The organism is Leucobacter sp. 7(1) (assembly GCF_900163635.1).
Classification (GTDB): domain Bacteria; phylum Actinomycetota; class Actinomycetes; order Actinomycetales; family Microbacteriaceae; genus Leucobacter.
In genome coordinates, this window is the sequence record NZ_FUID01000058.1 from 1 (window position 1) to 23,773 (window position 23,773).

General features: G+C 67.1%; 23 protein-coding genes and 1 pseudogene. 23 read left to right on the forward strand and 1 reads right to left on the reverse strand.

The features are described from left to right. Positions 1-311 precede the first annotated feature (311 nt). The 11 genes from FM113_RS10750 to FM113_RS10800 all read left to right on the forward strand — a co-directional run bounded on the left by FM113_RS10750 (position 312) and on the right by FM113_RS10800 (position 11,741). On the forward strand, positions 312-1,169 hold the full coding sequence (locus FM113_RS10750) for a hypothetical protein (protein WP_140393342.1): 858 nt from the start codon (positions 312-314) through the stop codon (positions 1,167-1,169). Then, positions 1,112-2,119, forward strand: coding sequence for a hypothetical protein (locus tag FM113_RS10755; protein ID WP_254908968.1), 1,008 nt, complete (start codon positions 1,112-1,114; stop codon positions 2,117-2,119). The genes FM113_RS10750 and FM113_RS10755 overlap by 58 nt, the downstream gene beginning before the upstream one ends. Next, positions 2,116-3,156: an HAD-IIA family hydrolase gene (locus tag FM113_RS10760; RefSeq protein WP_087014539.1), complete on the forward strand. Its 1,041-nt coding sequence runs from the start codon at positions 2,116-2,118 to the stop codon at positions 3,154-3,156. Before FM113_RS10755 ends, FM113_RS10760 begins: the two co-directional genes overlap by 4 nt. A gap of 120 nt (positions 3,157-3,276) precedes the next feature. After that, entirely contained in the window at positions 3,277-3,462 is a 186-nt protein-coding gene (locus FM113_RS10765) for a hypothetical protein (RefSeq protein ID WP_087014541.1), read from the forward strand. Next, complete coding sequence (locus FM113_RS10770) at positions 3,449-4,318, forward strand: TlyA family RNA methyltransferase (protein WP_087014543.1); 870 nt, start codon at positions 3,449-3,451, stop codon at positions 4,316-4,318. The genes FM113_RS10765 and FM113_RS10770 overlap by 14 nt, the downstream gene beginning before the upstream one ends. Beyond that, positions 4,315-5,241 (forward strand): NAD kinase, encoded by a 927-nt coding sequence (locus tag FM113_RS10775; protein WP_087014545.1) that lies wholly within the window; start codon positions 4,315-4,317, stop codon positions 5,239-5,241. The genes FM113_RS10770 and FM113_RS10775 overlap by 4 nt, the downstream gene beginning before the upstream one ends. After that, a complete protein-coding gene (recN, locus tag FM113_RS10780; protein ID WP_087014547.1) occupies positions 5,238-6,941 on the forward strand; it encodes a DNA repair protein RecN in 1,704 nt (567 codons plus the stop codon). Before FM113_RS10775 ends, recN begins: the two co-directional genes overlap by 4 nt. Before the next feature lie 99 nt (positions 6,942-7,040). Then, complete coding sequence (locus FM113_RS10785; protein WP_087014549.1) at positions 7,041-8,306, forward strand: AI-2E family transporter; 1,266 nt, start codon at positions 7,041-7,043, stop codon at positions 8,304-8,306. Between the two features lie 54 nt (positions 8,307-8,360). Next, positions 8,361-10,055, forward strand: coding sequence for a CTP synthase (locus FM113_RS10790; protein WP_087014551.1), 1,695 nt, complete (start codon positions 8,361-8,363; stop codon positions 10,053-10,055). Next, on the forward strand, positions 10,048-10,716 hold the full coding sequence (locus FM113_RS10795; RefSeq protein ID WP_087014553.1) for an NUDIX hydrolase: 669 nt from the start codon (positions 10,048-10,050) through the stop codon (positions 10,714-10,716). The genes FM113_RS10790 and FM113_RS10795 overlap by 8 nt, the downstream gene beginning before the upstream one ends. Continuing rightward, positions 10,707-11,741: a site-specific tyrosine recombinase XerD gene (locus tag FM113_RS10800; protein ID WP_087014663.1), complete on the forward strand. Its 1,035-nt coding sequence runs from the start codon at positions 10,707-10,709 to the stop codon at positions 11,739-11,741. The genes FM113_RS10795 and FM113_RS10800 overlap by 10 nt, the downstream gene beginning before the upstream one ends. A 369-nt stretch (positions 11,742-12,110) precedes the next feature. Here the strand turns inward: FM113_RS10800 and FM113_RS10805 are convergent, their stop codons facing one another. Then, a complete protein-coding gene (locus FM113_RS10805) occupies positions 12,111-12,647 on the reverse strand; it encodes a YbhB/YbcL family Raf kinase inhibitor-like protein (protein WP_254908975.1) in 537 nt (178 codons plus the stop codon). Positions 12,648-12,992: 345 nt separating this feature from the next. On the opposite strand from FM113_RS10805, the gene FM113_RS10810 reads away from it, so the two are divergent. The 12 genes and pseudogenes from FM113_RS10810 to FM113_RS18480 form a co-directional block, all read left to right on the forward strand. Next, positions 12,993-13,820 carry a transporter substrate-binding domain-containing protein gene (locus tag FM113_RS10810; RefSeq protein ID WP_176387181.1) on the forward strand — a complete coding sequence of 276 codons (828 nt, stop codon included), beginning with the start codon at positions 12,993-12,995 and terminating at the stop codon, positions 13,818-13,820. 57 nt (positions 13,821-13,877) lie between these two features. Continuing rightward, a complete protein-coding gene (locus FM113_RS10815) occupies positions 13,878-14,528 on the forward strand; it encodes an amino acid ABC transporter permease (RefSeq protein WP_087014556.1) in 651 nt (216 codons plus the stop codon). Positions 14,529-14,534: 6 nt separating this feature from the next. Next, positions 14,535-15,311, forward strand: coding sequence for an amino acid ABC transporter ATP-binding protein (locus FM113_RS10820; protein WP_087014558.1), 777 nt, complete (start codon positions 14,535-14,537; stop codon positions 15,309-15,311). After that, positions 15,308-16,138: an enoyl-CoA hydratase/isomerase family protein gene (locus FM113_RS10825; RefSeq protein WP_087014560.1), complete on the forward strand. Its 831-nt coding sequence runs from the start codon at positions 15,308-15,310 to the stop codon at positions 16,136-16,138. The genes FM113_RS10820 and FM113_RS10825 overlap by 4 nt, the downstream gene beginning before the upstream one ends. After that, entirely contained in the window at positions 16,135-17,769 is a 1,635-nt protein-coding gene (locus FM113_RS10830) for an AMP-binding protein (RefSeq protein WP_217895997.1), read from the forward strand. The genes FM113_RS10825 and FM113_RS10830 overlap by 4 nt, the downstream gene beginning before the upstream one ends. A 6-nt stretch (positions 17,770-17,775) precedes the next feature. Further along, a complete protein-coding gene (locus FM113_RS10835; RefSeq protein WP_087014562.1) occupies positions 17,776-18,513 on the forward strand; it encodes a TetR/AcrR family transcriptional regulator in 738 nt (245 codons plus the stop codon). After that, positions 18,510-19,283, forward strand: a complete 774-nt coding sequence (locus FM113_RS10840) for an SDR family oxidoreductase (RefSeq protein ID WP_087014565.1) — start codon at positions 18,510-18,512, stop codon at positions 19,281-19,283. Before FM113_RS10835 ends, FM113_RS10840 begins: the two co-directional genes overlap by 4 nt. Beyond that, the gene (locus FM113_RS10845) at positions 19,276-19,863 is read left to right on the forward strand and encodes a MaoC family dehydratase (protein ID WP_254908969.1); all 588 of its coding nucleotides are present in this window, start codon (positions 19,276-19,278) and stop codon (positions 19,861-19,863) included. Before FM113_RS10840 ends, FM113_RS10845 begins: the two co-directional genes overlap by 8 nt. A 140-nt stretch (positions 19,864-20,003) precedes the next feature. Beyond that, positions 20,004-20,858: a ParA family protein gene (locus tag FM113_RS10850; RefSeq protein ID WP_087014567.1), complete on the forward strand. Its 855-nt coding sequence runs from the start codon at positions 20,004-20,006 to the stop codon at positions 20,856-20,858. Positions 20,859-20,867: 9 nt separating this feature from the next. After that, positions 20,868-21,722: a ScpA family protein gene (locus FM113_RS10855; protein ID WP_087014569.1), complete on the forward strand. Its 855-nt coding sequence runs from the start codon at positions 20,868-20,870 to the stop codon at positions 21,720-21,722. Further along, positions 21,715-22,398, forward strand: coding sequence for an SMC-Scp complex subunit ScpB (locus FM113_RS10860; RefSeq protein WP_087014571.1), 684 nt, complete (start codon positions 21,715-21,717; stop codon positions 22,396-22,398). The genes FM113_RS10855 and FM113_RS10860 overlap by 8 nt, the downstream gene beginning before the upstream one ends. Positions 22,399-22,546: 148 nt before the next feature. Next, a pseudogene (locus tag FM113_RS18480) lies at positions 22,547-23,260 on the forward strand (pseudouridine synthase); the annotation flags it as partial. Positions 23,261-23,773: the final 513 nt, after the last annotated feature.

Here is a 23,773-nt window from a genome sequence, read left to right on the forward strand (position 1 = left end):
ATGGTACTGCACTCGGGAGGGTGTGGGAGAGTAGGACACCGCCGGACACCTTTTATCGAGGGTCGTATCCTGGACACCAGTGATGGTGCCGGGATGCGGCCCTCGACTCATTTCACGACCCTTTTTTGAATAGCGTATTGCGGGAGGCACCATTATGAACGAACGGGATCGACGAGAGCGCCCGGACGACGGAGCCCCCCGCAACAAACGCGAAGGGTCCCCTTATCGGGGCGAACGCTCAGGCAACTCACGCCCGCAGCGCGACGACCGGTCGAGCCGGCCCGAGCGCCGCGATGGCGGAAACGAGCGCGGTGGCTACGCACCGCGTGGGGGCGATGATCGTCGCCCGCAGCGCGATGGTGACTCGCGTCCCCCGTACCGCGGCAACCACGATGACCGTCCCTCCTACCGTGGTGGTGACGACCGTCGTCCGCAGCGTGATGGCGACTCGCGCCCCTCGTATCGTGGTGGCGATGATCGCCGCCCCCAGCGTGATGGTGACTCGCGTCCCCCGTACCGCGGCAACCGGGATGACCGTCCCTCGTATCGTGGTGGTGACGACCGTCGGCCGAAGCGTGATGGCGACTCGCGCCCCTCGTATCGTGGCGGCGATGATCGTCGTCCGCAGCGTGATGGTGATTCACGTCCTCCGTACCGTGGGAACCGGGACGATCGTCCCTCGTACCGTGGTGGTGACGACCGTCGTCCGCAGCGCGGCGATGGCGATTCACGTCCCCCGTACCGCGGCAACCGCGATGACCGCCCTGCGTACCGTGGTGGCGATGATCGTCGCCCGCAGCGTGACGGCGACTCGCGTCCCCCGTACCGCGGCAACCGGGATGATCGTCCCTCCTACCGTGGTGGCGACGACCGCCGGCCGCAGCGCGATGGGGATCGTCGCCCGCAGCGTGACGGTGATTCGCGTCCCCCGTTCCGGGGGAACCGCGATGACCGGTCCGAGCGTCCGCAGCGTGATCCGCGCGCCAACTATGGTCGCGGGGGCACGCGCGGCGGCGGTCGAAGCGATCGCGGCGGCAGTGACCGTGAATTCACCGAGGCGGAACGGCTCCAGCACGAGCTGCGTCCCGTTCGGGCTGAGCACCAAGACCCGGTGCTGCCAGACGAGGTCGATCCGCGCGATCTTCACCCATCGGCGCGCAACGAGCTGAAGACTCTGCAAGCGGACGTACAGGAACGTGTCTCCCGTCACCTCGCGATGGTCGCCTTCCTCATCGACGATGACCCCGAACTGGCACACCAGCACGCGCTCTCCGCGAGTCGTCGCGCCGGCCGAATTCCGGTGGCTCGTGAAACGCTCGCGATCACGGCGTACCGGACGGGTGACTTCGCCCTCGCGTTGCGGGAACTCCGCACGTACCGTCGCCTGAGTGGGCTCGACGGACACCTCGCGCTGATGGTCGACTGCGAGCGGGGCCTGGGCCGTCCCGAGAAGGCGATCGAGACCGGCCTGGAGGCCGATCCGAAGACCCTCGAGACGGATCAGCGCGTTCACCTTGCGATCGCGATGTCTGGAGCGCGTCTCGACCTGGGTCAGACCCAGCAGGCGCTTTTCGAGCTCGAAATCCCCGAGCTCAACCCGAAGAAGGCGTTCTCCTGGAGCCCGGACCTATTCGCTGCCTACGCCGCAGTCCTCGAAGACCTGGGACGCACGTCAGAAGCAGCGACCTGGCAGAAGCACGCCGATCGCGCCTTGGCTGCTCTGGCAGATCATCATGGCTCACAGGACGAACTCGAGGTCTTCGAGATTCTTGAGTCCGAACCGCTTCCGGAGCCGGTCGAGATGTACGATGCTGATGCTGATGCTGATGCTGATGCTGATGCTGATGCTGTGGCCGATCCGAGTGAGGCCGTTGAGACCTCGGTCGAAGCCGCTCCCGAGACGGTAGCCGAAGAATCGATCGAAGCTGCCCCCGAGGAGACTACGGAGTCCGCTCCCGAGCAGCCTGCCGCCGCCGCCCCTGTCGCAGAAGCGTCCGAAGACGACTCTGACGTTGCTCCGCTCTCGTTTGCGGAGTCTGTGGAGGCTGAAGTTGATGAACTGCTGGCCGAGGCCGGCATCACCGAGACGCCGACGGAGGCGGAGGAGGAGTCCAAGTGAGCCTGTTTGGGCGGAAAGCAACACCGTTGGGCGCGGCGCCGATTGCGGATCGCGAGCTCCTGCTCGCAGATCTCGACGGTGTCGTGTACCGCGGTCCGGGTGCGATCCCGGGTGCCGTGGAGGAACTGAATCGTGCCGCAGAGTCGGTGCGGCTCGCATACGTCACCAACAACGCGTCCCGTACGGATCGTGATGTCGCCGCCCACCTCAGCGAGTTGGGGCTCCGGGCCGCGGCGGGCGACGTGGTGACTTCGCCTCAGGCCGCAGTGACCCTGCTTCGGGAGACTGTGGCACCCGGCGCACTGGTGTTCGTGATCGGCGGCGAAGGCCTGACCGACGAGCTCACCAAGGCGGGATACGCGGTGACGCGCAGCGCAGATGATGATCCCGCAGCCGTGGTGCAGGGCTTCGCACCCGACGTCGGGTGGGTGCACCTCGCGGAGGCCGCATTCGCCCTCGCCGAGAAGCCCGGCCGCCCGCAGCTGCCGTGGATCGCGACGAACACCGACTGGACGATTCCGGTCGCGCGGGGCTTGGCACCGGGCAACGGAACTCTCGTGTCCGCTGTGCACACCGCGGTCCAGCGCCTCCCAGTGTTCGCTGGGAAGCCCGAGACGCCTATTTTTGAGACCGCGTTCGAGCGCTTCGGCACGCGCAACGCGTTGATGATCGGTGATCGACTAGACACCGATATGAAGGGCGCACGCGCTGCGGGGATCCCGTCGCTGCACGTGCTGACCGGCGTCGACCGCCCCAAACAGCTCGTCGCGGCGTCCAAGGACATGCATCCGGACTACATCGTTGCGTCCCTCGCGGAACTCCACGAACCGTACCCGGAGACAGTGCAGCGCAAGGACGGCAGCATGCAAGTGGGCACAGCGCGCGTGGGGATGGACGGCCACATCGTTCGTATCGACGCTGAGGGGGACTCGCCGATCAATCTGCTGCGTGCAGGCTGCGCCGCCATCTGGGCTTCGGGTCTTGCGATCTACGGGCTGAAGGTCCCGGAGCGTCTCTTCGAGGATCACTGGCGCTAAAGCGCCGCGATCCTCCGCGGGATCCCCTCCGGTCGCAGTGCGGGCGCCGCGCCGTGTCCGGACGGGCGCAGACGTGGCGGTTCCCGCGCCTTGTCAGCGGTCGCGGATAGGCTGGGAACTATGGAGAGCCAGGATCAGCCCACGAGCGCGCAGGCGAGCGTTCCATCTGGTAACCCTGAGGAAAGCCTGCTGAGTCGCGTCGAGGTGATCGAGGCACAACCGCTTGCACAGCGGGCGGCAGGATTCGAGCAGCTTCACGACGAACTGCTCGCGGAGCTGCAACGAGGTGACCATGGTGACGCCTAGCGCGGTGTGGGCCGGCGCCCCGGCACGTCTCGATCGGGTGCTTCCGGAACTCGGTCTCGTGCGTTCACGCAGTCGGGCGACCGAGCTCATCGCCGCGGGCGGTGTCGCTGTGAACGGCACAACGGCCGCGAAGCCAGGTGTGCGCGTGGCAACCGGCGCTCGCGTCGAGGTTTCGGGCGACGACCACTATGTCGGCCGCGCCGCCCACAAACTCATCGCGGCACTCGATACCTTCGGGATTGATCCGGCTGATCGCCTGGCTCTCGACCTGGGAGCGTCGACGGGTGGCTTCACCCAGGTCCTCCTGGAGCGTGGGGCGCGACTCGTGCAAGCGATCGACGTGGGTCGCGATCAGTTGGCCCCGCAGTTGCGGGAGGATCCGCGAGTGCGGCTCGTCGAAGGGCGTAACGCACGGGAGCTCACCACGGCGAACCTTTCGACAGACACCCAGGAGCCAGCCTCGCCACAACTCGTGGTGGCGGATCTGTCGTTCATCTCGCTCTCGCTCGTGTTCCCCGCTATCGCACGGGTGGCCGCGGCGGACGCCGAGCTTGTGCTCCTGGTCAAGCCGCAGTTCGAGGTGGGTCGTGTCCGCGACGGGGTGGTGACGAGCCCGGAACTGTGGGCCGACGCGATCCGGATCGTGCTGCGCTCCGCCGCTGAACACGGCTTTACGGCGCGTGGGCTTGCGCCGTCCCCGATTTCGGGCGGAAGCGGGAATCGTGAATTCCTCGTGCACTTCTCGCGCGCCGAAGCGCCCCATCCGACAGAATGGGAGGGGCGGATCGCGGAGCTCACCGGAGCACCGCTGCGGCCGCACGGAGTGGATCCGGAGCGAGACGAGGGAGCGCGATGACGACGGTGCACGAGGGTGAACCCCGGCGGTTCCTCATTGTTTCCCACACGCACCGGGAGGAAGCGATAGCGGCTACGATCGCCGCGGTCTCTGCGCTCCATGCTGCGGGTGTTATTCCCGTGTTTGCTGCGGAAGACAGCGACGAATTTGCCCCGCATCTCGATGTGTCCCGGATCGGAGTGCTGGGAACAAACGCGGCGATTGCGGACCTTGAAGCGGCGATCGTGCTGGGTGGTGACGGCACGATCCTGCGCGCCGCAGAGGTGCTCCGAGGCTCCGCCTGTCCCATCGTTGGGGTCAACCTGGGACATGTAGGGTTCCTCGCCGAGATGGAGAGCTTCGACCTCGCGTCCACGATTGACCGTGTACTGCGGCGTGACTACACCGTGGAGGAGCGGCTGACCCTTGAGGTCAGCGCGACCTGCGACGGCGAAGTAATCGCGGACACCTGGGCTTTGAACGAGGCGAGCGTTGAGAAGCGCCGCCGCATGCTTGAGGTCGAGATCGGGGTGGACGGGCTGCCGGTCTCCTCATTCGCCTGCGACGGTATGGTCGTGGCCACCCCAACGGGTTCCACGGCCTATGCGTTCTCGGCGGGCGGCCCCGTAGTGTGGCCGGGCGTGCAGGCAATGCTGATGGTGCCGATCGCGGCCCATGCGCTGTTCAACCGACCGCTCGTGACCGGGACCGACTCGGAGCTGAGCGTGCGTATCCTCCCCGAAAACGTGGGTCCCGGGGTGCTGTGGTGTGATGGCCGGCGCCGCACCGAACTGCCTGCCGGTTCCACTGTGCGTGTGCGACGCTCTCCGCTCTCGGTGCGCCTGGCGCGGCTCAGCGCGGCCCCGTTCTCGGACCGCCTGGTGCGAAAATTCCACCTCCCGGTATCCGGGTGGCGGGGCAACGGACGTGAGGAGCGCTCATGATCGAAGAAATGCGGATCCGGGATCTCGGAGTAATCGCGGATGCCACGCTGCCGCTCGGTCCCGGTTTCACGGCGATTACGGGCGAAACAGGCGCAGGTAAGACGATGGTTGTCAGTGCGCTTGGCCTGCTCATGGGCGAGCGCAGCGACGCGGGGGCTGTGCGCACCGGTGCGAGTCAGGCGCGTGTCAACGGGGTCGTACACACGGCGGATCCGGCGGTGACGGATCTCGTGGACGAGCTCGGCGGCGACGTCGAGGACGGCGTGCTGATCCTCGGTCGCACCGTCAGTGCGGAGGGGCGCAGCAGAGCAAGCGTCGGCGGATCCAACGCACCCGTCGGTAGCCTGGGTCGCCTCGCCGAGCGACTGTTCGCCGTGCACGGGCAATCCGAGCAGCTCCGGTTACGTTCGGCAGCGGCGCAGCGCGACACACTTGACCGCTTTGCGGGCACCGACCTCGCGGCAACACTGACGGAGTACCGCACCGCCCATCGCGCCCGCCGCGAACTGGGAGAGCGCGTGGCAGAACTGACCGCCGCGCGCGATGAGCGTGCCGCTGAGGCGGTGCGGTTGCGTGCAGAACTCGACGAGATCGCTGAGGTCGACCCGCAGCCCGGAGAAGAGGCCGAACTCGCCGCACGTATCGATGTGCTCAGCAACGTTGAAGCACTCCGCGCTGCGACAGTGGGGGCCCACGAAGCACTCGCGACGGAGTCTGACGACCCCATGAGTCAGGACGCTGCGAGCCTCGTCGATACGGCCGTGCGCGAACTCGAACGCGTCGCCGCACACGATGTCCGCCTGAGCGGCGTCCTCGAAACCCTGCAGAGCGTGAGTTTCCAAGTCGCCGACGCGGCGCGGGAACTCTCCGCCTACGTGGGTGATCTCGACGTTGAAGGGCCAGGTGAGCTCGCCCGAGCCAACGAGCGTCTCGCTGCCTTAAACGGGCTCTTCCGCCTGTACGGTGCGGATTCCGCCGCGGTAATTGCGCACTCCGGACAGTCCGCGGCCCGGCTGACCGAGCTCGAAGGCGACGACGAACTCATCGACAAGCTTGCGGCAGAACTCGAAGAGACAAACGAACGCGAACGCACGCTCGCCGAGCAGCTGAGCACGCAGCGCACCAATGCTGCCGTGCGGCTCTCCGAACTTGTCACGGTGGAACTGCGTGAACTTGCGCTCCCCGACGCCGACTTTGTGGTGCGGGTGCTTCCACTCGAGAGCTTGGGCGGATCCGGCGGCGACGAGGTGCAGCTCCTGCTGAGCCCGCACCCTGGGGCAACGCCACGGCCCATCGCGAAGAGCGCGTCCGGAGGTGAACTCTCCCGTGTCATGCTCGCGCTCGAGGTCGTCGTCGCGGGCGTCGATCCGGTACCGACGTTTGTCTTCGACGAGGTCGACGCAGGCGTGGGAGGTGCTGCCGCCATCGAGATCGGCCGACGGCTCGCACGCCTCGCGAAGAGCTCGCAGGTGATCGTCGTGACCCACCTTGCACAGGTCGCCGCGTTTGCCGGCAACCACCTACGTGTCGTGAAGGACTCAGCGGGCGGATTCACCGAATCAAGCTGTCAGCGGCTCGACGGCGAGCACCGCCTCGCCGAGATGGCCCGCCTTCTGTCGGGCCTCAGTGATTCCTCGAGCGCGCTCGAACACGCCGCGGAACTCCTCGACCTCGGTGCCGCGGAGCGCGCCGTCGGGTAACCTCCGCCGCGACCGAGGTAACGGGGCGGTGGCGCGCCGGAGGGAAATTGCAGCGGTTTTCTCGCCGGGCAGGAGCGCCCGGGTGCTACGCTCCAACACATGGTGAAGATGTTCCGACGGCGTCGGCAGCAGGGGGTCCCAGCGGTACCGGATCTGGGGGATGACGAGCAGACGAAAGCTGCGTACCTCGACAACCACCCGGACGTGGTCCACGCGGACGTGGAACAGATGGACGCGGACACCCGCGAAATGTACCGTGACGCCCGCGAGGCCGCTTTCGACGCGCACGAGGAACGATCGAAGACAACCGCGCGTGAGTTCGTGGTGCGTGCCCCGTTCCAGCTCGGCTTCACGGTCACGCTCGGCGTTCTCGTCGCCTTGCTGTTTGGCGACATCGTCGGGCAGCTCTCGACGATCATCATGTACGTCGTTGCTGCATTGTTCGTGGCCCTCGGCCTCGACCCCGTGGTGCGCTGGTTGGAGCGAAAAGGACTGAAACGCGGCCTCGGCATCGGCGTTGTGTTCGGCGGCTTTGTCGTCCTCATCGCGGCCCTGCTCGCCATCGTGATTCCGATGATCGCAAACCAGATCGCTCTGCTCGTGAAGAGCGCTCCGGCACTCTTCAAGGACGTCACCGCGCAGCAGTGGTTCATGGACTTGAACGAGAACTTTGGTCGATTCATCGACTTCGATGGCCTTCTCAAAATGGGGCAGGATCTCGTCAGTAAGCCGGAGAACTGGGCGCAGGTCGCGGGTGGCGTGTGGCAGGCCGGTATCGGCATCGCTAACGGGCTCACTGCCGGGCTGATCGTACTGATCCTCACCCTCTACTTCCTCGCTTCGCTGCGCACGATCAAACGGGCGTTCTACTCACTCGTGCCGCGTACGGGACGCGCGAAGGTGATGGACATCACCGAACAGGTCACCAAGTCCGTCGGTGGCTACGTGAGCGGAATGGTCGTCCTCGCGTTCATCAACGCGGTGCTGGGTTTTGTGATGATGACGATCGTCGGAGTTCCGTTCGCGGGGCTTGTCGCCGTGGGAGTCTTCCTGCTCGCCATGATCCCGCTCATCGGATCCGTCGTCGCGACGGTCCTCGTATCCGCGGTGGCGCTGTTCGACTCGCCGATGACCGCGATTATCGCGGCGGGGTACTACCTCGTTTACATGCAGGTCGAATCGTATTTGCTCACCCCGCGGATCATGAACCGGGTCGTGTCTGTTCCTGGTGCGCTCGTTGTGATCGGCGCATTGGCCGGCGGCACATTGCTTGGCCTCCTGGGTGCACTGATCTCGATTCCCGTGACCGCGATGGTGTTGATGATCGTCAAACAGGTGTGGGTCCCGCGCCAAGAGCTCCGCTAAGCGCGAGCTGAATCCGTCCCCCAGACCCAAACTCTACTGATAGGATCGAAGCCCGTGGGAACAGATCAGAGCACGGACCAGACCCGGACAACTAAGCACATCTTCGTGACCGGAGGTGTCGTCTCCTCGCTGGGCAAGGGATTGACCGCCGCGAGTCTCGGAAACCTCCTGACCGCACGTGGCCTCCACGTCGTGATGCAGAAGTTGGATCCGTACCTCAACGTCGATCCCGGCACAATGAACCCGTTTGAGCACGGCGAAGTTTTCGTGACGGACGACGGCGCGGAGACCGACCTCGACATCGGACACTACGAGCGCTTCCTCGGTATCAACCTGTCGCAGGCCGCAAACGTGACGACCGGTCAGATCTACCAGGAAGTGATCGCCAAGGAGCGCCGCGGCGAGTACCTGGGCCAGACCGTCCAGGTGATCCCGCACATCACCAACGAGATCAAGCGCCGCATGCGCCTCCAGTCGGAGCAGGTGCCGCAGCCCGACGTGATCATCACGGAGGTAGGTGGCACGGTTGGCGACATCGAGTCGCAGCCGTTCCTGGAAGCCGCACGGCAGGTGCGTCACGAACTCGGCCGCGGCAACGTGTTCTTCGTGCACGTGTCGCTCGTGCCGTTCATGGGTGCGTCCGGGGAGCAGAAGACCAAGCCCACCCAGCACTCGGTGGCCGCGCTGCGCTCGATCGGAATCCAGCCTGACGCCCTCGTCCTGCGCAGTGATCGCCCCGTCACGGACGATAACCTCCGCAAGATCGCGCTCATGTGCGACGTCGAAGAGCGCGCCGTGGTCAACGCGATCGACGTGCCGAGCATCTACGACCTCCCGACGCTTCTCAACGAGCAGGGACTCGACAGCATCATCACCGAGAACCTGGGCCTCGACGACAAGGCGACTGACGTCGACTGGACGGGCTGGCAGCCGGTGCTCGACGCGGTGCACCACCCGAAGGGCGAGATCACGCTCGCACTCGTCGGCAAGTACGTTGACCTTCCGGACGCCTACCTTTCGGTGACCGAGGCGCTGCGGGCCGGTGGTTTTGCACACTCGACAAAGGTCAACATCCGCTGGGTGCCCTCCGATGACTGTGAGACGCCCGAGGGCGCACTCGCTGCACTCGGTGACGTGCACGGCATCTGCGTGCCCGGAGGCTTTGGGATCCGCGGCATCGAGGGCAAGCTGGGCGCGCTCCGCTTCGCCCGCGAGAACGGGATCCCCACTCTGGGGCTGTGCCTCGGCCTGCAGTGCATGGTCATCGAGTACGCGCGCAACGTCGCCGGACTCGAGGGTGCCTCGTCGACCGAGTTTGATCCGGAGACCCCGGTCCCCGTCATCGCGACGATGGCCGAGCAGGTCGACATCATCGACGGCGGCGACATGGGCGGCACCATGCGCCTGGGCCTCTACGAAGCTGCACTCGCTGAGGGATCCCTCGCCGCGCAGCTCTACGGGGCACCGACCGCAACCGAGCGTCACCGCCACCGCTACGAGGTGAACAACCAGTACCGTGCGCAGATCGCGGATGCCGGGCTGTCGTTCTCGGGCACCAGCCCGGACGGCGAGCTCGTCGAGTACGTGGAACTGCCCACCGCGCAGCACCCGTTCTACATTGCCACGCAGGCGCACCCTGAGCTGCGTTCGCGTCCCGGCACGCCGCACCCGCTGTTCGCGGGACTCGCGGGGGCCGCGATCGAGCGCCGCGACGCCGCACGCCTCTTCGAGGTCAACGGCGGTGAGTAACGATCCCGGTTCGGCTGGTGCGCCCCTCGCGGACGCGCCAGCCGAGGTTGAGGTGCTCGACACTGAGCTGCTCGTGCGCGGACATGTCTGGGACGTGCGCCGCGACAGGTTCCGCTTCGGCGATACCGAGCTCGTGCGTGACTACCTCGACCATCCCGGGGCGGTTGCGGTGCTCGCGATCGACGCGCAGGATCGCGTCCTGCTGATCCAGCAGTACCGCCACGCGATCGGGCACCGTGACTGGGAAATCCCGGCGGGACTGATGGACATGCCCGGTGAGTCGGGCCTCGCCGGTGCGCAGCGCGAACTGGCCGAGGAAGCAGATTTGCGGGCCGATTCCTGGGGCTTGTTGCTTGACCTGTACCTCTCGCCAGGCGGCACGAGCGAGGCGATGCGCATTTTCCTCGCGCGGGACGTGCACGCGATCCAACACGACTACGTGCGCTCGGAAGAGGAAGCCGAACTGGTTCCGCACTGGGTCCCGCTTGATGATGCGGTTGCCGCGGCTCTCGACGGCCGGATCCAGAACGCGGTCACGGTGAGCGCAGTGTTGGCTGCGGCCGTTGCCCGGGGTCAGAACTGGGACTCGTTGCGGGATCCTGAACTGCCGTGGACGGCGCGCGCCGCCGCCCGGGGGGAGCGCTCGGCCGGATGGCGGTGAGCGCGGCCCAGGGCGCGCAGCGCTTCTTGCGCCACGTCGCACTCGAACTCGGTCTGTCCGACAACAGTCAGGCGGCGTACCGACGCGATCTGGCAGCCTACTCCGCGTGGCTTGAGTCGCGTGGGATCGAGGATCTTACGGCCGTCACGCCGGACACGCTGTCCGCCTACGTGGCCGAGCTGAGCGGGGCGGAGCCGTCGCTCGCACCCGCGTCGATCACGCGCCGTCTCTCCACGGTGCGCGGCATGCACCGTTACCTCTTCGAGGAGGGCCTGCTCGACACACACGCTGGCAGCGGGGTGCGTACCCCGAAGCGCGCCCAGCGGCTCCCGAAGGCGCTCTCCGTCGAAGACGTGGAAGCGCTCCTCACCGCGGCCGGGGGGCCCGTCGAGGCTGCTGGATCTGTCGCTGCTGGATCTGCCCTAGGGTCCGCCGCTGGATCCGCCTCTGCTGGGTTAGACGAGCCGGTCGCGCTGCGGGATCGTGCCCTGCTCGAGCTGCTCTATGCGAGCGGGGCGCGCATCAGCGAAGTGACCGCGCTGGATCTCGACGACCTGCTCGCGGGCACCGGTCACGGCGAGGCCTGGCGTGCACCCGAGCAGGCGCTTGGCGAGGGCGGATTTCTGCAGGTCACGGGCAAGGGCTCGCGGCAGCGGATCGTGCCCTACGGGAGCTATGCGGGGCGTGCGCTCGCGGCGTATTTGGTGCGGGCTCGGCCGGTGATGGTTGCGGCTGGGAAGGGTACCCCGGCGCTGTTTGTCGGTCCCCGTGGTGCGCGGCTCTCTCGCCAGAGTGCGTGGCTCGTGATCCGCTCCGCCGCTGAGCGTGCCGGGATCACGGCGGAGGTCTCGCCGCACACGCTGCGGCACTCGTTCGCCACGCATCTGCTCTCCGGGGGTGCGGACGTGCGCACGGTGCAGGAACTGCTGGGACATGCCTCGGTCACAACGACCCAGATCTACACGCAGGTCACCGCGGACACGCTGCGCGAGCACTACCTGCTCGCCCACCCGCGCGCCCGGTAGCGCCCGCGCCCTGACCAGTCCGCACCCGCGCCCGCGACCGGTCGTGCCCGCGCCCAAACCGAGGCAAATTATCCTGTCTGAGCCGTTTATTGCAGAAAATCGCTCAGGTGCGATAACTTCCCTCGGTTTGGGCGATTGCTCGCCGGCTACGACGTCGGCAGCGTCGGTCGGGCGTCCGGGGCGTCGGGATGCCGGGCTGCCACGCTCCCGCCCGCCCCGGGCACGCTCCCGCCCGACCGAACCGAGGCAAATTATCCTGCCCGAGCGATTCTCCACGGTAAACGCCTACCGGCAGATAATACGACTCGGGTTGGGCGGGCGGCGTCAGGCGGGCGGCGGGCGGGCAGGGGCCGAGCAGCCGGGCCCGGGCTAGCGCCCGAAGACGCCGGTGAGGCGGGCGCGGCCGAGCGTGTGGCCGAACATGTTGAAGCCGAGGTACGCGGGCGACGCGAGTTCGTCGAGTTCCAGCGCGTCCACGTCGAGGGCGTGCACCACGAACATGTAGCGGTGATCGCCGTGGCCCTCCGGCGGCGCGGAACCCAGGTACCCGCGCACCCCGCCGTCGTTGCGGAGCAGCGAGAACGCGGACGCGTACTCGGGGGCGACCGCGTCGAGCGTGATGGCACCCTCGGGCAGCGAGGTGAGTTCGGGGGACAAGTTGAATGCTGCGAGGTGCCAGAAGCCGCTCGCGGTGGGGGCATCGGGGTCAAAGCAGGTCAGAGCGAAGCTGCGTGTGCCCTCGGGGGCGCCGCTCCAGCTGAGCTGCGGGGTGCGGTCGCCGCCGCCGGTTCCGAGCGTGGCGGAGATCTGGGGAAGCGGCATTCGCCCACCGTCGGCGAGGGTGGCTGACGTCAGCGTGAACTCGGGAACCACGGGCAGGGCCGCGTAGGGGTCGGTGCTCAAGATCGTCCTTTCATTGCTGCGAAGCACGGGATCGGGCGTGTGAACGTGCGCGGCAAACCGTGCTGGGTGCCGGATCTGACCGGCACCGCACTTTGGATGATACCGGCGTGGGGTGGGCGATTCGGGAGACCCGCGCGGGCCTATCCAGGGGGTCGCGAGGCCCCGCTCATCGTCCCGTGGGCGGCGAGAGTTTCCGATCTCGGTCCGCGGCATGCTACATTCTTCACATTCGATCGATCGATCGATCGAGAAGCCGGCGGGAGAACGCAGCCACCGGAGCAACACACGCGCGGTGCCGAGAGCGGCACTGCGCGGGGGAGCACCCCCACTGACAAAGGAGTGAGTGAGATGACCAAGCACGTACGCACGCGAATCGGGGCGATTGCCCTCGTCCTCGGTGCCGGAGTCCTCGGCCTGACGGGCTGCAGCGCCCCCGCAGATGCCGAGACAGGCTCAAGACCCGCGGCCGAAGGATCCGGCAGCACGCTTCCCACGATCGAGGCGGGAGCCTTTACCTGCTCCATGAGTGGCGAGTACCGGCCGTTCAACTACTTCGATGAGGCGGGTGAGCTTGTCGGCTTTGACGTCGATATCTGCACCGCGATCGCGGAGGAGATCGGACTCGAGGCGAAGCCGGTCACCGCCCCGTTCAACTCCCTGATCGGCGGCCTGCAGGCGAACCGCGCGGACGCGATCATTGGCTCCCTCGCGGCGACGGAGGAGCGCAAGCAGCAGGTGCTCTTCACAGAGCCGTACTACGAGACCGGGGCCTCGCTGTTCGTGCCCGCCGGATCGAAGATCACCTCGATCGACGAGCTCGACGGCGCGAAGGTGGGCGTCACCCTCGGCACCACCTTCGAGGAATACGCGCAGGGCCGCGACAACATCTCCGAGGTCCGCACGTACCAGGCCGACCCCGATGCGCTGAAGGATCTTGAGTCGGGCCGCATCGACGGCGTGATCACGCAGGGCTTCATCGGCAACTACCTCGCGAAGAACGCCGGCTTCAAGGTGCAGGAGGTCGGCGACGTGCTCATTCCCGATGTCGCGGCGATCGCGGTCGGCAAGGACAACACGAAGCTGCGCGACGCGATCGATGCGGCCCTCGTGACGCTCCATGAGGACGGCACCTACGACGCCCTGAGCCAGGAATGGTTCGGGGAGAGCCTGGGCTAAGTCGGAACGCGCCGGAGCGTCCGCCCCACCCACCACACGAAAGAACGAGAACACACGATGGAATTTCTCCAGTCGCTCCTGTCGAGCTGGCCGGTGTTTGTGCAGGGCCTTGGGGTCACGCTCGCACTGACCGTGCTGACCCTGATCTTCTCCCTGCTCCTCGCGGTGCTCATTACCGCGATGCGGCTCAGCGGGAAGAAGCCGCTCGTTTGGTTCGCGACCGCGTACCTGGCCATCATCCGCGGGGTGCCGCTCATTGCGCTCCTATTTGTCATCTACTTCGGGATCGTCGCGGTCGTGAAGGTAGAGGCGTTCACCGCGGCGGTGGTTGGCCTGAGTATTCACACATCGGCATATGTCTCGGAGATCCTGCGCTCGGGCCTTGCCTCGGTGCCGAAGGGGCAGGTGGAGGCGGCGCGTTCGCTCGGCATGAGCCGGATCCGCACGCTGCAGAAAGTCGTCGGTCCGCAGGCGATCCGCGTGGTTGTCCCGGCCCTCGCGAATCAGGCGATCATCTCGTTGAAGGACAGTTCGGTGGCTGCATTTATCACCGTCGGCGAACTGTTCATGACCGCGCAGCGGCTCTCTGCCGCGTCGTTTGAACCGCTGACGTATTACAGCATTGTCAGCCTGTACTATCTCGCGATCGTGGGCCTCATGACCCTCGGTGTGAACCGCGTCGAAGCCTACTTCAGGAAGCGAGGATAACCCCGCATGAGCACCACACTCTCGGCCCCCACCCCGACCGACACCACCCCGCGTGTACGCATCCGCGACGCGGTGAAGCGCTATGGCAGTCACACCGTGCTCGAGGGTGTCAACCTCGATGTCGCCTGCGGTGAGGTCACCGTGCTGATCGGGCCCTCCGGCGCGGGCAAGAGCACGCTGCTGCGCTGCATCAACGGCCTCGAACGCCTGAGCGATGGCTCGGTGGAGATCGACGGCGAACATCTGGACTACCGCGAGCGCACGCTCAACACGATGCGGCAGCGCGTGGGCATGGTGTTCCAGTCCTTCAACCTGTTCCCGCATCTCACCGTGTTGCAGAACGTGACCCTCGCCCAGCAGTGCGTCGCACAGCACCCGCGTGATGCCGCCGAAGCCACCGCGGAGCGGCTGCTGGACCGCGTGGGCCTGGCCGCCAAGAAGGACGCGTACCCGAGTTCGCTATCGGGCGGGCAACAGCAGCGGGTGGCGATCGCCCGCGCGCTCGCGATGAGCCCGAAACTCATGCTGTTTGACGAGCCCACCTCCGCGCTCGATCCTGAGCTTGTCGGTGAGGTGCTCGCGGTGATGCGCGAGCTCGCGCAGGACGGAATGACAATGGTTGCCGTCACCCACGAGATGCGCTTTGCGCGCCAGGTCGCGGACACGATTGCGCTTGTGGCCGATGGCAAGATCCAGGAGCAGGGCCCGCCGGATCAGGTGCTTGATGACCCGCAGTCCGACCGTGGCCGGGCCTTCCTGCGTCAGATCACGGAGGAAGATTGACCCGCGCGGCGGCGGATCAGCGCGGCTTCGACCCCACGGTGCTGTTTGCGGACGCCGCCGAGTATCCCGAGGCCGGCGACTGCGTGCTCCTGGACATTACGGGGGAGACCGCCCGGATCGAGCTTCACCGCCCCGAGCGCTTGAACGCCGCATCGGCCGCGCTCATCTGGGGTCTCGCGGAGGCACTGCATCGCGTCCGTGCAGCGCACTGCCGGGTTGTTGTCCTTAGCGGCGCGGGGCGAGCGTTCTGCGCCGGGCACGACCTCAAGGCGCCACCCCTGGCGCGCCACTCGGCGGCCGCCCGGCGGCACCTCGACCGTTTGCAGTTCGTGAGTCACGCACTGCGCGATCCGGAGCTGATCTCCGTCGCGAACGTGCACGGCTTCGCCTACGGTGCCGGGATCGAGCTCGCACTGAGTTGCGATTTTGTCGTGGCGGAGCGCGGTACCCTGTTCCGATTCCCCGAGGTGTCGGTGGGGCTGTCGGTGACCGGCGGGATATCGTTCTATCTTCCGCAGGCGATCGGGATGCCGCGGGCAAAGGAGCTCATCATGCTGGGAGAACCATTCGACGCGGGGACCGCACTGGGGCTTGGCATGATCACGCGGGTCGCGGACGGAGACGAGCGTGCTGTGGTGGCGGATCGGATCGCCGCCCGTGTCCTGGAACTCCCGCACGCCGCGATGGCGCTGGCAAAGGGCACAATCGAGCGGGTGTTCGCCGAGGACGCAGCCCGCGCGATGGCGCTCGAGATCGAGAACGGCCTCGACACCGGGGGTGCCGCGGACGCCGAGCGCGCCCGGGCCCGGTTCAGCGAGCGGCCGTGACGGGGCTCCCCGCGCCGGGGGTGCGCGTGGTCACCGACCTCGCGCAACCGCCCCGCTTCGCTCGGGTACCCCTTGAAGGGGTCGACAGCATCGCCGCCCTCATTGAACGTGCGGCAGAGCGGTGGCCCGATCGAGTCGCTTGGCGGTTCGATCCCTGCGGTCAGGCGCTGACCTTCGCCGAAATTGAGCGTCGCACCGCTCGGATCGCGGCGGCGCTTGGCGCGGACGGCGTGGCTGCGGGGGACCGGGTCGCCCTGATGGCCCCGAATTCCCCGGCGTTCCCGCTGAGCTGGCTGGCGCTCTCGCGCCTGGGGGCCGCCACGGTGCCCGTGAACGTGCGCTATCGCCGCCGCGATCTCGCGCATGTGCTGCGGGAGGCCGATCCGGCCCTGCTCCTCGCCGCCCCGGAGGCGCTCGAGACGGCGCGGGCTGCGGCCAAGCTCGCGGGGAGCGCGGTCCGGATCGTCGACGTCGATACCTATCTCGCGGCGGCCGAGTCCCGCGCAGGGTCCCGCGCCGCAGCTCGCGACACCGCGCCGCGCCCCGGACCCGACACGATCGCGAACATCCAATTCACCTCGGGGACGACCGGTGCCCCGAAAGGCTGTGTGCTGAGCCACCGGTATTGGCTCGCGTTCGCGTGGACCCTGACCCAGGAGGCCCCGCAGATTGCCGCCGACGACGTGCTGTTTACTGCCCAGCCCATGTCATACATTGACCCACAGTGGAACGTGATTGTTGCGCTCGCCGCCGGGGCGGAACTTGTCGTGGCGGACGGCTTTCACCCCAGCACGTTCTGGGACCGGGTACGTCGCTACGGTGTGACCTACTTCTACTGCTTGGGGCTCATGCCCGCGCTGCTCCATCGGATGCCGCCGAGCCCGCGCGATCGTGAGCATCGGGTGCGTCTGATCCAGGCTTCGGCGATTCCGGCCGCGCTGCACCGCACGCTGGAGGAGCGCTGGGGCGTGCCGTGGCTTGAGGCATTTGGTATGACGGAGACCGGATCGGACCTGTTCATGCAGGAGACAGAAGCGGCCCGGTTCGTGGGAAGCTCCTGGATCGGAGTACCGCGCGCGCATCGCGAGGCCGCGGTCGTGACCCGCACGGGTTCCGTCGCGGCACCCGGGGAACCGGGTGAGTTGTGGATCCGGGGCGACGGGCTGTTTCTGGGCTACCTCGGGCAGGAGGATCGCGCCGCCGAGCCCGATGCCTGGTTCCGGACGGGAGACATTGTGCAGCACGACGGGGCGGGACGGATCGCGTACGTGGGCCGCACCAAGGACATGATTCGCCGGGCGGGTGAGAACGTCTCCGCCGCGGAGGTGGAGAGTGTTGTCACCGCGCACCCTGCTGTGCAGGTGTCGGCAGTGATCGCGGTCCCGGATGAGCTGCGGGGTGAGGAAGTCGCCTGTTTTGTGCTCCGCGAGCCGGGGGACCCGCGCGACGATGCGACTCTGTTCAGCGATCTCGCCGAGTTCTGCGCTGCGGAGCTCGCAAGCTTCAAGATTCCCCGATACTGGAGGTCGGTAACGAAGTTCCCGCGGACGGTTTCCGAACGCGTGGCCAAACACCGGCTCCCGGACCCGCTCGATCGATCGAGCTTCTGGGATCTGCGAAGCGAGAGGTGACCTGAGATGACGACCCCAGTACTGGAGGAGCTCGCCACCCTTGCGGTTCCCGATCTCCCCACCGGCACGCACCTCCGCGTGCGCGAGGCCGCCCTGCACCTGTTTGCTCGCAAAGGGTACAACGCGACGGGAATCCGGGAGATCGCCACCCAGAGTGGGCTGACATCCTCCACGCTGTACCACTACGCGGGGACGAAGGACAAGCTGCTGTACCAGATCCTCACCGACTCGCACGAGCGATACACCCTCGCTTCCGACTTCCTGCGTGAACACTGCGACGACCCCGCCGAACTCCTTGCGCATCTCGTGTGGCTACACGTGGTCACGCACGCGCTCCAGCGCGAGTCCGCGATTGTCGGAGACACCGAGATCGACAATCTCGGCCCCGAAGACCGCGAACGGGTGGTTGCGCAGCGCGATCACTATGAGCGGATCTGGCAGCAGGCGATCCGGCAGGGCGTCGACGCAGGCAGCTTCACGGTGCGCGACGAACGCATCGTGCGCCTGGCGCTCCTCGAGACGTGCACCAGCGTCTCGCACTGGTTTTCACCCCGCGGGGAGCTTTCTGCGGCCGAGGTTGCGGAACGCTTCATCGACATTGCGTTCGCGATGCTGCGGCACGAGCCGAGCTCGGCCGAGGTGCCCACCGGGGAGGACCACCTGGCGGGCGCGCTCGTCACGCGAGTGTGGGGAATTTCCGCGGACGAGTACTCCGGCCGCACTGACGAAGGGACGGACACATGATCGACTCCACCACGCCCACTTCTGGCCGCTGCGCGATCGTGACGGGTGCCGCCCGTGGGATCGGCCTGGCGACCGCGCACAAGCTCGCGCGCCGCGGCTGGCCGATCGCGCTCTTCGATCTCGACGAGGGCGCGCTTGACGCGGCTGCCGCCTCGATCAGGGCTGCCGGCGGCACTGCCCAGGGCTTCGCGGTCGACGTGTCCGACGAGGAGAGCGTGGCCCAGGGTGCCGCCGCGGCGAACGCTGCGCTCGGGGCGCCGCTCGTGCTCGTCAACAACGCCGGGGTGCTGCGTGACGATTTCCTCTTCAAAGCCACCCTCGATGACTGGGACCTGATCATGAACGTGCACCTGCGCGGCGCGTTCCTGATGAGCCGTGCGGTGCAGAGCTTCATGGTCGCGGAACGCTGGGGCCGGATCGTGAACCTGTCGAGCACCTCAGCGCTGGGGAACGCGGGGCAGAGCAACTACTCAGCGGCGAAGGCCGGGATCCAGGGCCTCACGAAGACGCTCGCGCTCGAACTGGGGAAGTTCGGGATCACGGCAAATGCGGTAGCCCCGGGGTTTATCGCAACAGATATGACACGCGCCACGGCGGAACGCCAGGGCCTCACCTTTGAGGAGCTCGCGGAGCGGGTCTCCGGGATGACGGCGGTACGCCGGATGGGGGATCCCGCAGACGTGGCGCACGCCATCGCGTTTTTCGTCGCCGAGGAGAGCAGCTTCGTGTCTGGCCAGGTGCTGTACGTGGCGGGCGGTCCGAGTGCCTAACACGGTGCCGGATCCGGCACCGCTGGACACGGCGGCGCCGGAACCCGCACAGCTCGACGCGGTGATGCCGGATCCTGCGACGCCGGACACAACAGCGCCGGATCCCGCGCCGCGTGTGTTTTCCGGGCTCGCGGAACTCCGGGCCGCCGCGGGCGCCGAACTCGGCCCGAGCGCGTGGTTTCCGATCACGCAACAGCGCGTTGACGACTTCGCGCGGGTCACCGAAGATTGGCAGCCGATCCACTGCGATCCTGACGCTGCGGCGCAGTCGATGTTTGGCGGCACTATCGCGCACGGCTACCTCACCGTTGCGCTGCTTTCCCGATTCGCGCGGGAGCTCTACACGATTGCAAACACGCGAACCGTGGTGAACTATGGCCTTGACCGGGTGCGCTTCCCGGCACCGCTGCCGGTGGGGGCGCGGGTCCGCGCTCGCGCGCGCATCGGCGAGCCCCGCGCCCGCGGTGAGCTGCTCGAGGTTCCCGTGAGCTACACGGTGGAGGCTGCGGGAGGTACGCGTCCCGTGCTGATCGCCGACACGCTCATCCTTGTTGAAGCGTCAACACCGGTGGTGGAGTAGCACGCTGCGCGGCCGCCGTAGCGCTGCACCCGCGGCGGCGCGCCAGGCGATCCGCCCCCGCGCCGCAGCACGCCCAGAGGGACCCGCGAAGCCGCGATAGGATGGAGCGTTAGCGAGTACCTGCAGGAGGAGAATCGGGAATGGCGAAGACACAGGTCGAGATCGGTCCCACCGGCCGACCCGAGCGCATCATTCCCGCGCCCCCGAAATTGGAGCGGCACGGCCCAGCGCGCATCATCGCGATGTGCAACCAAAAGGGTGGCGTTGGTAAGACGACAAGCACGATCAACCTCGCGGCCGCGCTCGCGCGCTACGGTCGGCGCGTGCTCGCCGTGGACTTCGACCCCCAGGGTGCCCTGTCCGCCGGGCTCGGGATTCCCGCCCATGACGTCGTCACGATTTATGACCTGATGCTCGGCAAGGTGAAGGATCCGCACGAGGCGATCCAGCGCACGAACACGCCGGGGCTCGACGTGATCCCTGCCAACATCGACCTGTCCGCCGCCGAGGTGCACCTTGTCTCCGAGGTGGCCCGCGAGCAGATCCTGGGCGGCGTACTGCGCAAGGTCGCCGCCGACTACGACGTGATCCTCGTCGACTGCCAGCCCTCGCTCGGCCTCCTGACAGTGAACGCGCTCACCGCAAGTCACGGGGTCCTGATCCCGCTGGCCTGCGAGTACTTCGCGCTGCGCGGTGTCGCGCTGCTCGTTGAGACCGTCGACAAAGTGCGGGATCGCCTCAACCCTGCGCTGGAGCTCGACGGGATCCTGGCGACAATGTACGACTCGCGCACGCTGCACGCCCGTGAGGTGCTGGAGCGCGTGGTGGACACGTTCGGCGACAAGGTCTTCGACACTGTCATCGGCAGGACGGTCAAGTTGCCGGATGCCCAGATCGCGGCGCAGCCGGTGCTCGATTACGCGCCCACAAACGCCGCCTCCGAGGCGTATCTGAAGCTCGCACGGGAACTCGTGCAGCGGGGCGTGGTCGCGTAAGTTTCGATCATGGCAGCGCTCGACACGAACCAGGAGCCGGGCGTGCGCGACGCGTCGTCGGGCGATCCGAGCGCGCCAGAAGCCGGGTTTCACGTCACCCTTGAAGTGTTCGATGGGCCGTTCGACCTGCTGCTCAGCCTGATCGGGAAGCACGAACTCGATATCACCGAGGTCTCCCTGAGCCTGGTCACCGACGAGTTCATTTCCTACCTCGCCTCGATTGAGGGCCAGGGGCTGATCGAGCTGGATCGCGCCTCCGAGTTCCTCGTTGTCGCCGCAACGCTGCTCGATTTGAAGATCGCGAGCCTGCTGCCCCAGGGGGAGGCGGTCGACGCCGAGGATATTGCGTTGCTTGAGGCGCGGGATCTGCTGTTTGCGCGGCTGCTGCAATACCGGGCGTTCAAGCAGGCCACCGCGTGGTTTCGGGAACGGCTCGCGTCCGAAGAAGCCAGACACCCTCGCCTCGTGCCGCTCGATGCGAAGTACCGCGACCGCGGCCCCGAACTTGTCTGGACCCTTTCCGCCGCGGATTTTGGCGCGATCGCCGCGCTCGCGTTCGCGCCTCGGGAATTGCCCACCGTGGGGCTCGACCACCTGCACGCCCCGCTCGTGTCGATCCGCGAGCAGGCCGCGATCGTGGTGGCACAATTACGCAGCGATGGCCTGCGAAGCTTCCGAGAGCTGATCGTGGGGGTGTCGGAGCGGGGCGTGATCGTGGCCCGGTTCCTCGCGATCCTGGAACTCTACCGCCGCGCCGCGGTCACCTTCGAGCAGACCGAACCCCTGGGGGAGCTGCTTGTGCAGTGGACCGGGGAGAACTGGTCGGATGACGAGCTTGCGACACTGGGGAACGACTATGACTAATGCTGAGAACACGGCCGCTGTGGACGCCACAGGGACCACCGACACCGTGGACGCCACCGCTGAGGCCCTCGCCGCGGTGCGGGCGAACCACACACTGACCCAGCAACTTGAAGCATTGCTGCTCGTGGCGGACGAGCCACTCAGTGCCGTGGGCCTCGCCACAGCCACGGATCGACCTGTGAAAGACGTCCGTGTGGCGCTGGAGGCGCTCGCCGCCGACTACGATGGTCAGGGGAGCAGTACCGGCGACTCTCCGGGGTCCGACCTCGCGAGCACAACCCCACGCGGTTTTGAACTGCGTGAAGTCGCCGGTGGGTATCGCTTCTACGTCCGGGCGAGCTTGGACCCGCTGATCGCGGACTTCGTTCAGCAGCAATCCCCGGCACGGCTGTCACAGGCCGCACTCGAAACGCTCGCAGTTATTGCCTACCGGCAACCGATTGCACGCGGGGCGATTGCCTCGATTCGTGCCGTAAACGTCGACTCGGTGGTCCGCACCCTGCTCGCACGTGGCCTCATCACCGAGGTGGGCCACGATCCAGAAACCACCGCCACGCTATATGGCACCTCAGACACGCTGCTCGGGCACCTGGGTATCGGAGATATTTCCGAGCTCCCCCCGATCGCACCACTACTTGATGATCCAGCAGAAGGGTTCGACAATGAGTCGCTCTGAATCAGAGTTCGGCGGATCGTTTTCCGTCGACGGTTCCAACGTCGAGGTAGACCTCGCCGAATTCGGTTGGCCGGGCGACCGTCCTGCCGCCACCGATACTGACGACGTCGAATCCGACGTCGAGACCACGCACGACGACGACGGCAGGATCCGCCTGCAAAAGGCGCTTGCCCACGCAGGGATCGCCTCGCGCCGCGCCTGCGAAGCCCTCATCACGAGCGGTCGGGTGACCGTCAATGGTGAGCCGGAACGCGAGCTGGGATCCCGCATCGATCCGAGCTCCGACGAGGTGCGGGTGGACGGGGTTGTTGTGCAGCTCGACGCCACCAAGCGCTACTTTGTGCTGAACAAGCCGCTTGGCGTGGTCTCCACGATGAGCGACGAGAACGGGCGCCCCGACCTGCGCGAGTTCACCAAGAAGATCGAGGACCGGCTCTACAACGTCGGGCGCCTCGACACCGATACGAGTGGCCTGCTCATCCTCACCAACGATGGGGATCTCGCCCACAAGCTCGCGCACCCGAGCTTCGGCGTGCAGAAAACATACATTGCCAAGGTGCGCGGCCGGGTCACCGCGTCGGTGATCCAGCAGCTCAAGGATGGCATCGAGCTGTCCGACGGTCCCATTCGCGCTGACTGGGCCAAGATTCTCCCGGGCGGATCGGGAAAGACACACTCCCTCGTTGAGCTCACGATTCACTCCGGCCGCAACCGCATTGTCCGCCGGATGCTGGCTGAGGTGGGCCACCCCGTTGTGGAGCTTGTCCGTCGCAAGTTCGGCCCGCTCCGGCTCGGCACGCTCCCGATGGGTGAACTGCGCGAGCTCGGTGCCGCGGAGCGTGGCGCGCTGCTCTCCGCTACATCCTTCGAGGAGGGTGGTGAGGAGAATGGTGGTGAGCGCGGTGCACGGCGCCCCATCACCTCGGGCCGTCCGGGCGACGGCAAGGGCGCGCAGGGCATGCGCGGGATTGCCGCAAAGGGCAACCCGCATGGCCGCCGCAGTGCCGAATACCAGGGCGACGACCGCTTCGACGGGCCCCGCAGCGCGGGATCACGCTCGGGAGCGCCGCGTTCCGGCGGACGCGACGAACGTCGTGGGGGTGTCGACCGCGATGATCGTCGTGGGGGCTACGGCCGCGATGAGAGTCGTGGGGGCTACGGCCGCGATGAGCGTCCGACCCGCGAGCGTCGCTCTGATGAGCGCCGTTCCGATGAGGGCCGCGGCGGCCGTGGCGACGCGACGGCCGGTGGCCGCTACGCTCGCTCGAATGATCTCCGTTCGCGCGGCGGGCGCGATGCGGGCCGCGAGGGTGGCTTCGATCGTTCGCGCGGTGGGCGCGATGCAGGCCGCGAGGGCGGCTTCGACCGTTCGCGC

Bases quoted from the DNA above. Each gene is read 5' to 3' on its own strand.
- FM113_RS10765 (WP_087014541.1), top strand. From the start codon at position 3,277: ATGGAGAGCCAGGATCAGCCCACGAGCGCGCAGGCGAGCGTTCCATCT.
- FM113_RS10770 (WP_087014543.1), top strand. From the start codon at position 3,449: ATGGTGACGCCTAGCGCGGTGTGGGCCGGCGCCCCGGCACGTCTCGAT.
- FM113_RS10775 (WP_087014545.1), top strand. From the start codon at position 4,315: ATGACGACGGTGCACGAGGGTGAACCCCGGCGGTTCCTCATTGTTTCC.
- recN (WP_087014547.1), top strand. From the start codon at position 5,238: ATGATCGAAGAAATGCGGATCCGGGATCTCGGAGTAATCGCGGATGCC.
- FM113_RS10785 (WP_087014549.1), top strand. From the start codon at position 7,041: ATGGTGAAGATGTTCCGACGGCGTCGGCAGCAGGGGGTCCCAGCGGTA.
- FM113_RS10800 (WP_087014663.1), top strand. From the start codon at position 10,707: ATGGCGGTGAGCGCGGCCCAGGGCGCGCAGCGCTTCTTGCGCCACGTC.
- FM113_RS10810 (WP_176387181.1), top strand. From the start codon at position 12,993: ATGACCAAGCACGTACGCACGCGAATCGGGGCGATTGCCCTCGTCCTC.
- FM113_RS10815 (WP_087014556.1), top strand. From the start codon at position 13,878: ATGGAATTTCTCCAGTCGCTCCTGTCGAGCTGGCCGGTGTTTGTGCAG.
- FM113_RS10820 (WP_087014558.1), top strand. From the start codon at position 14,535: ATGAGCACCACACTCTCGGCCCCCACCCCGACCGACACCACCCCGCGT.
- FM113_RS10835 (WP_087014562.1), top strand. From the start codon at position 17,776: ATGACGACCCCAGTACTGGAGGAGCTCGCCACCCTTGCGGTTCCCGAT.
- FM113_RS10840 (WP_087014565.1), top strand. From the start codon at position 18,510: ATGATCGACTCCACCACGCCCACTTCTGGCCGCTGCGCGATCGTGACG.
- FM113_RS10850 (WP_087014567.1), top strand. From the start codon at position 20,004: ATGGCGAAGACACAGGTCGAGATCGGTCCCACCGGCCGACCCGAGCGC.
- FM113_RS10855 (WP_087014569.1), top strand. From the start codon at position 20,868: ATGGCAGCGCTCGACACGAACCAGGAGCCGGGCGTGCGCGACGCGTCG.
- FM113_RS10860 (WP_087014571.1), top strand. From the start codon at position 21,715: ATGACTAATGCTGAGAACACGGCCGCTGTGGACGCCACAGGGACCACC.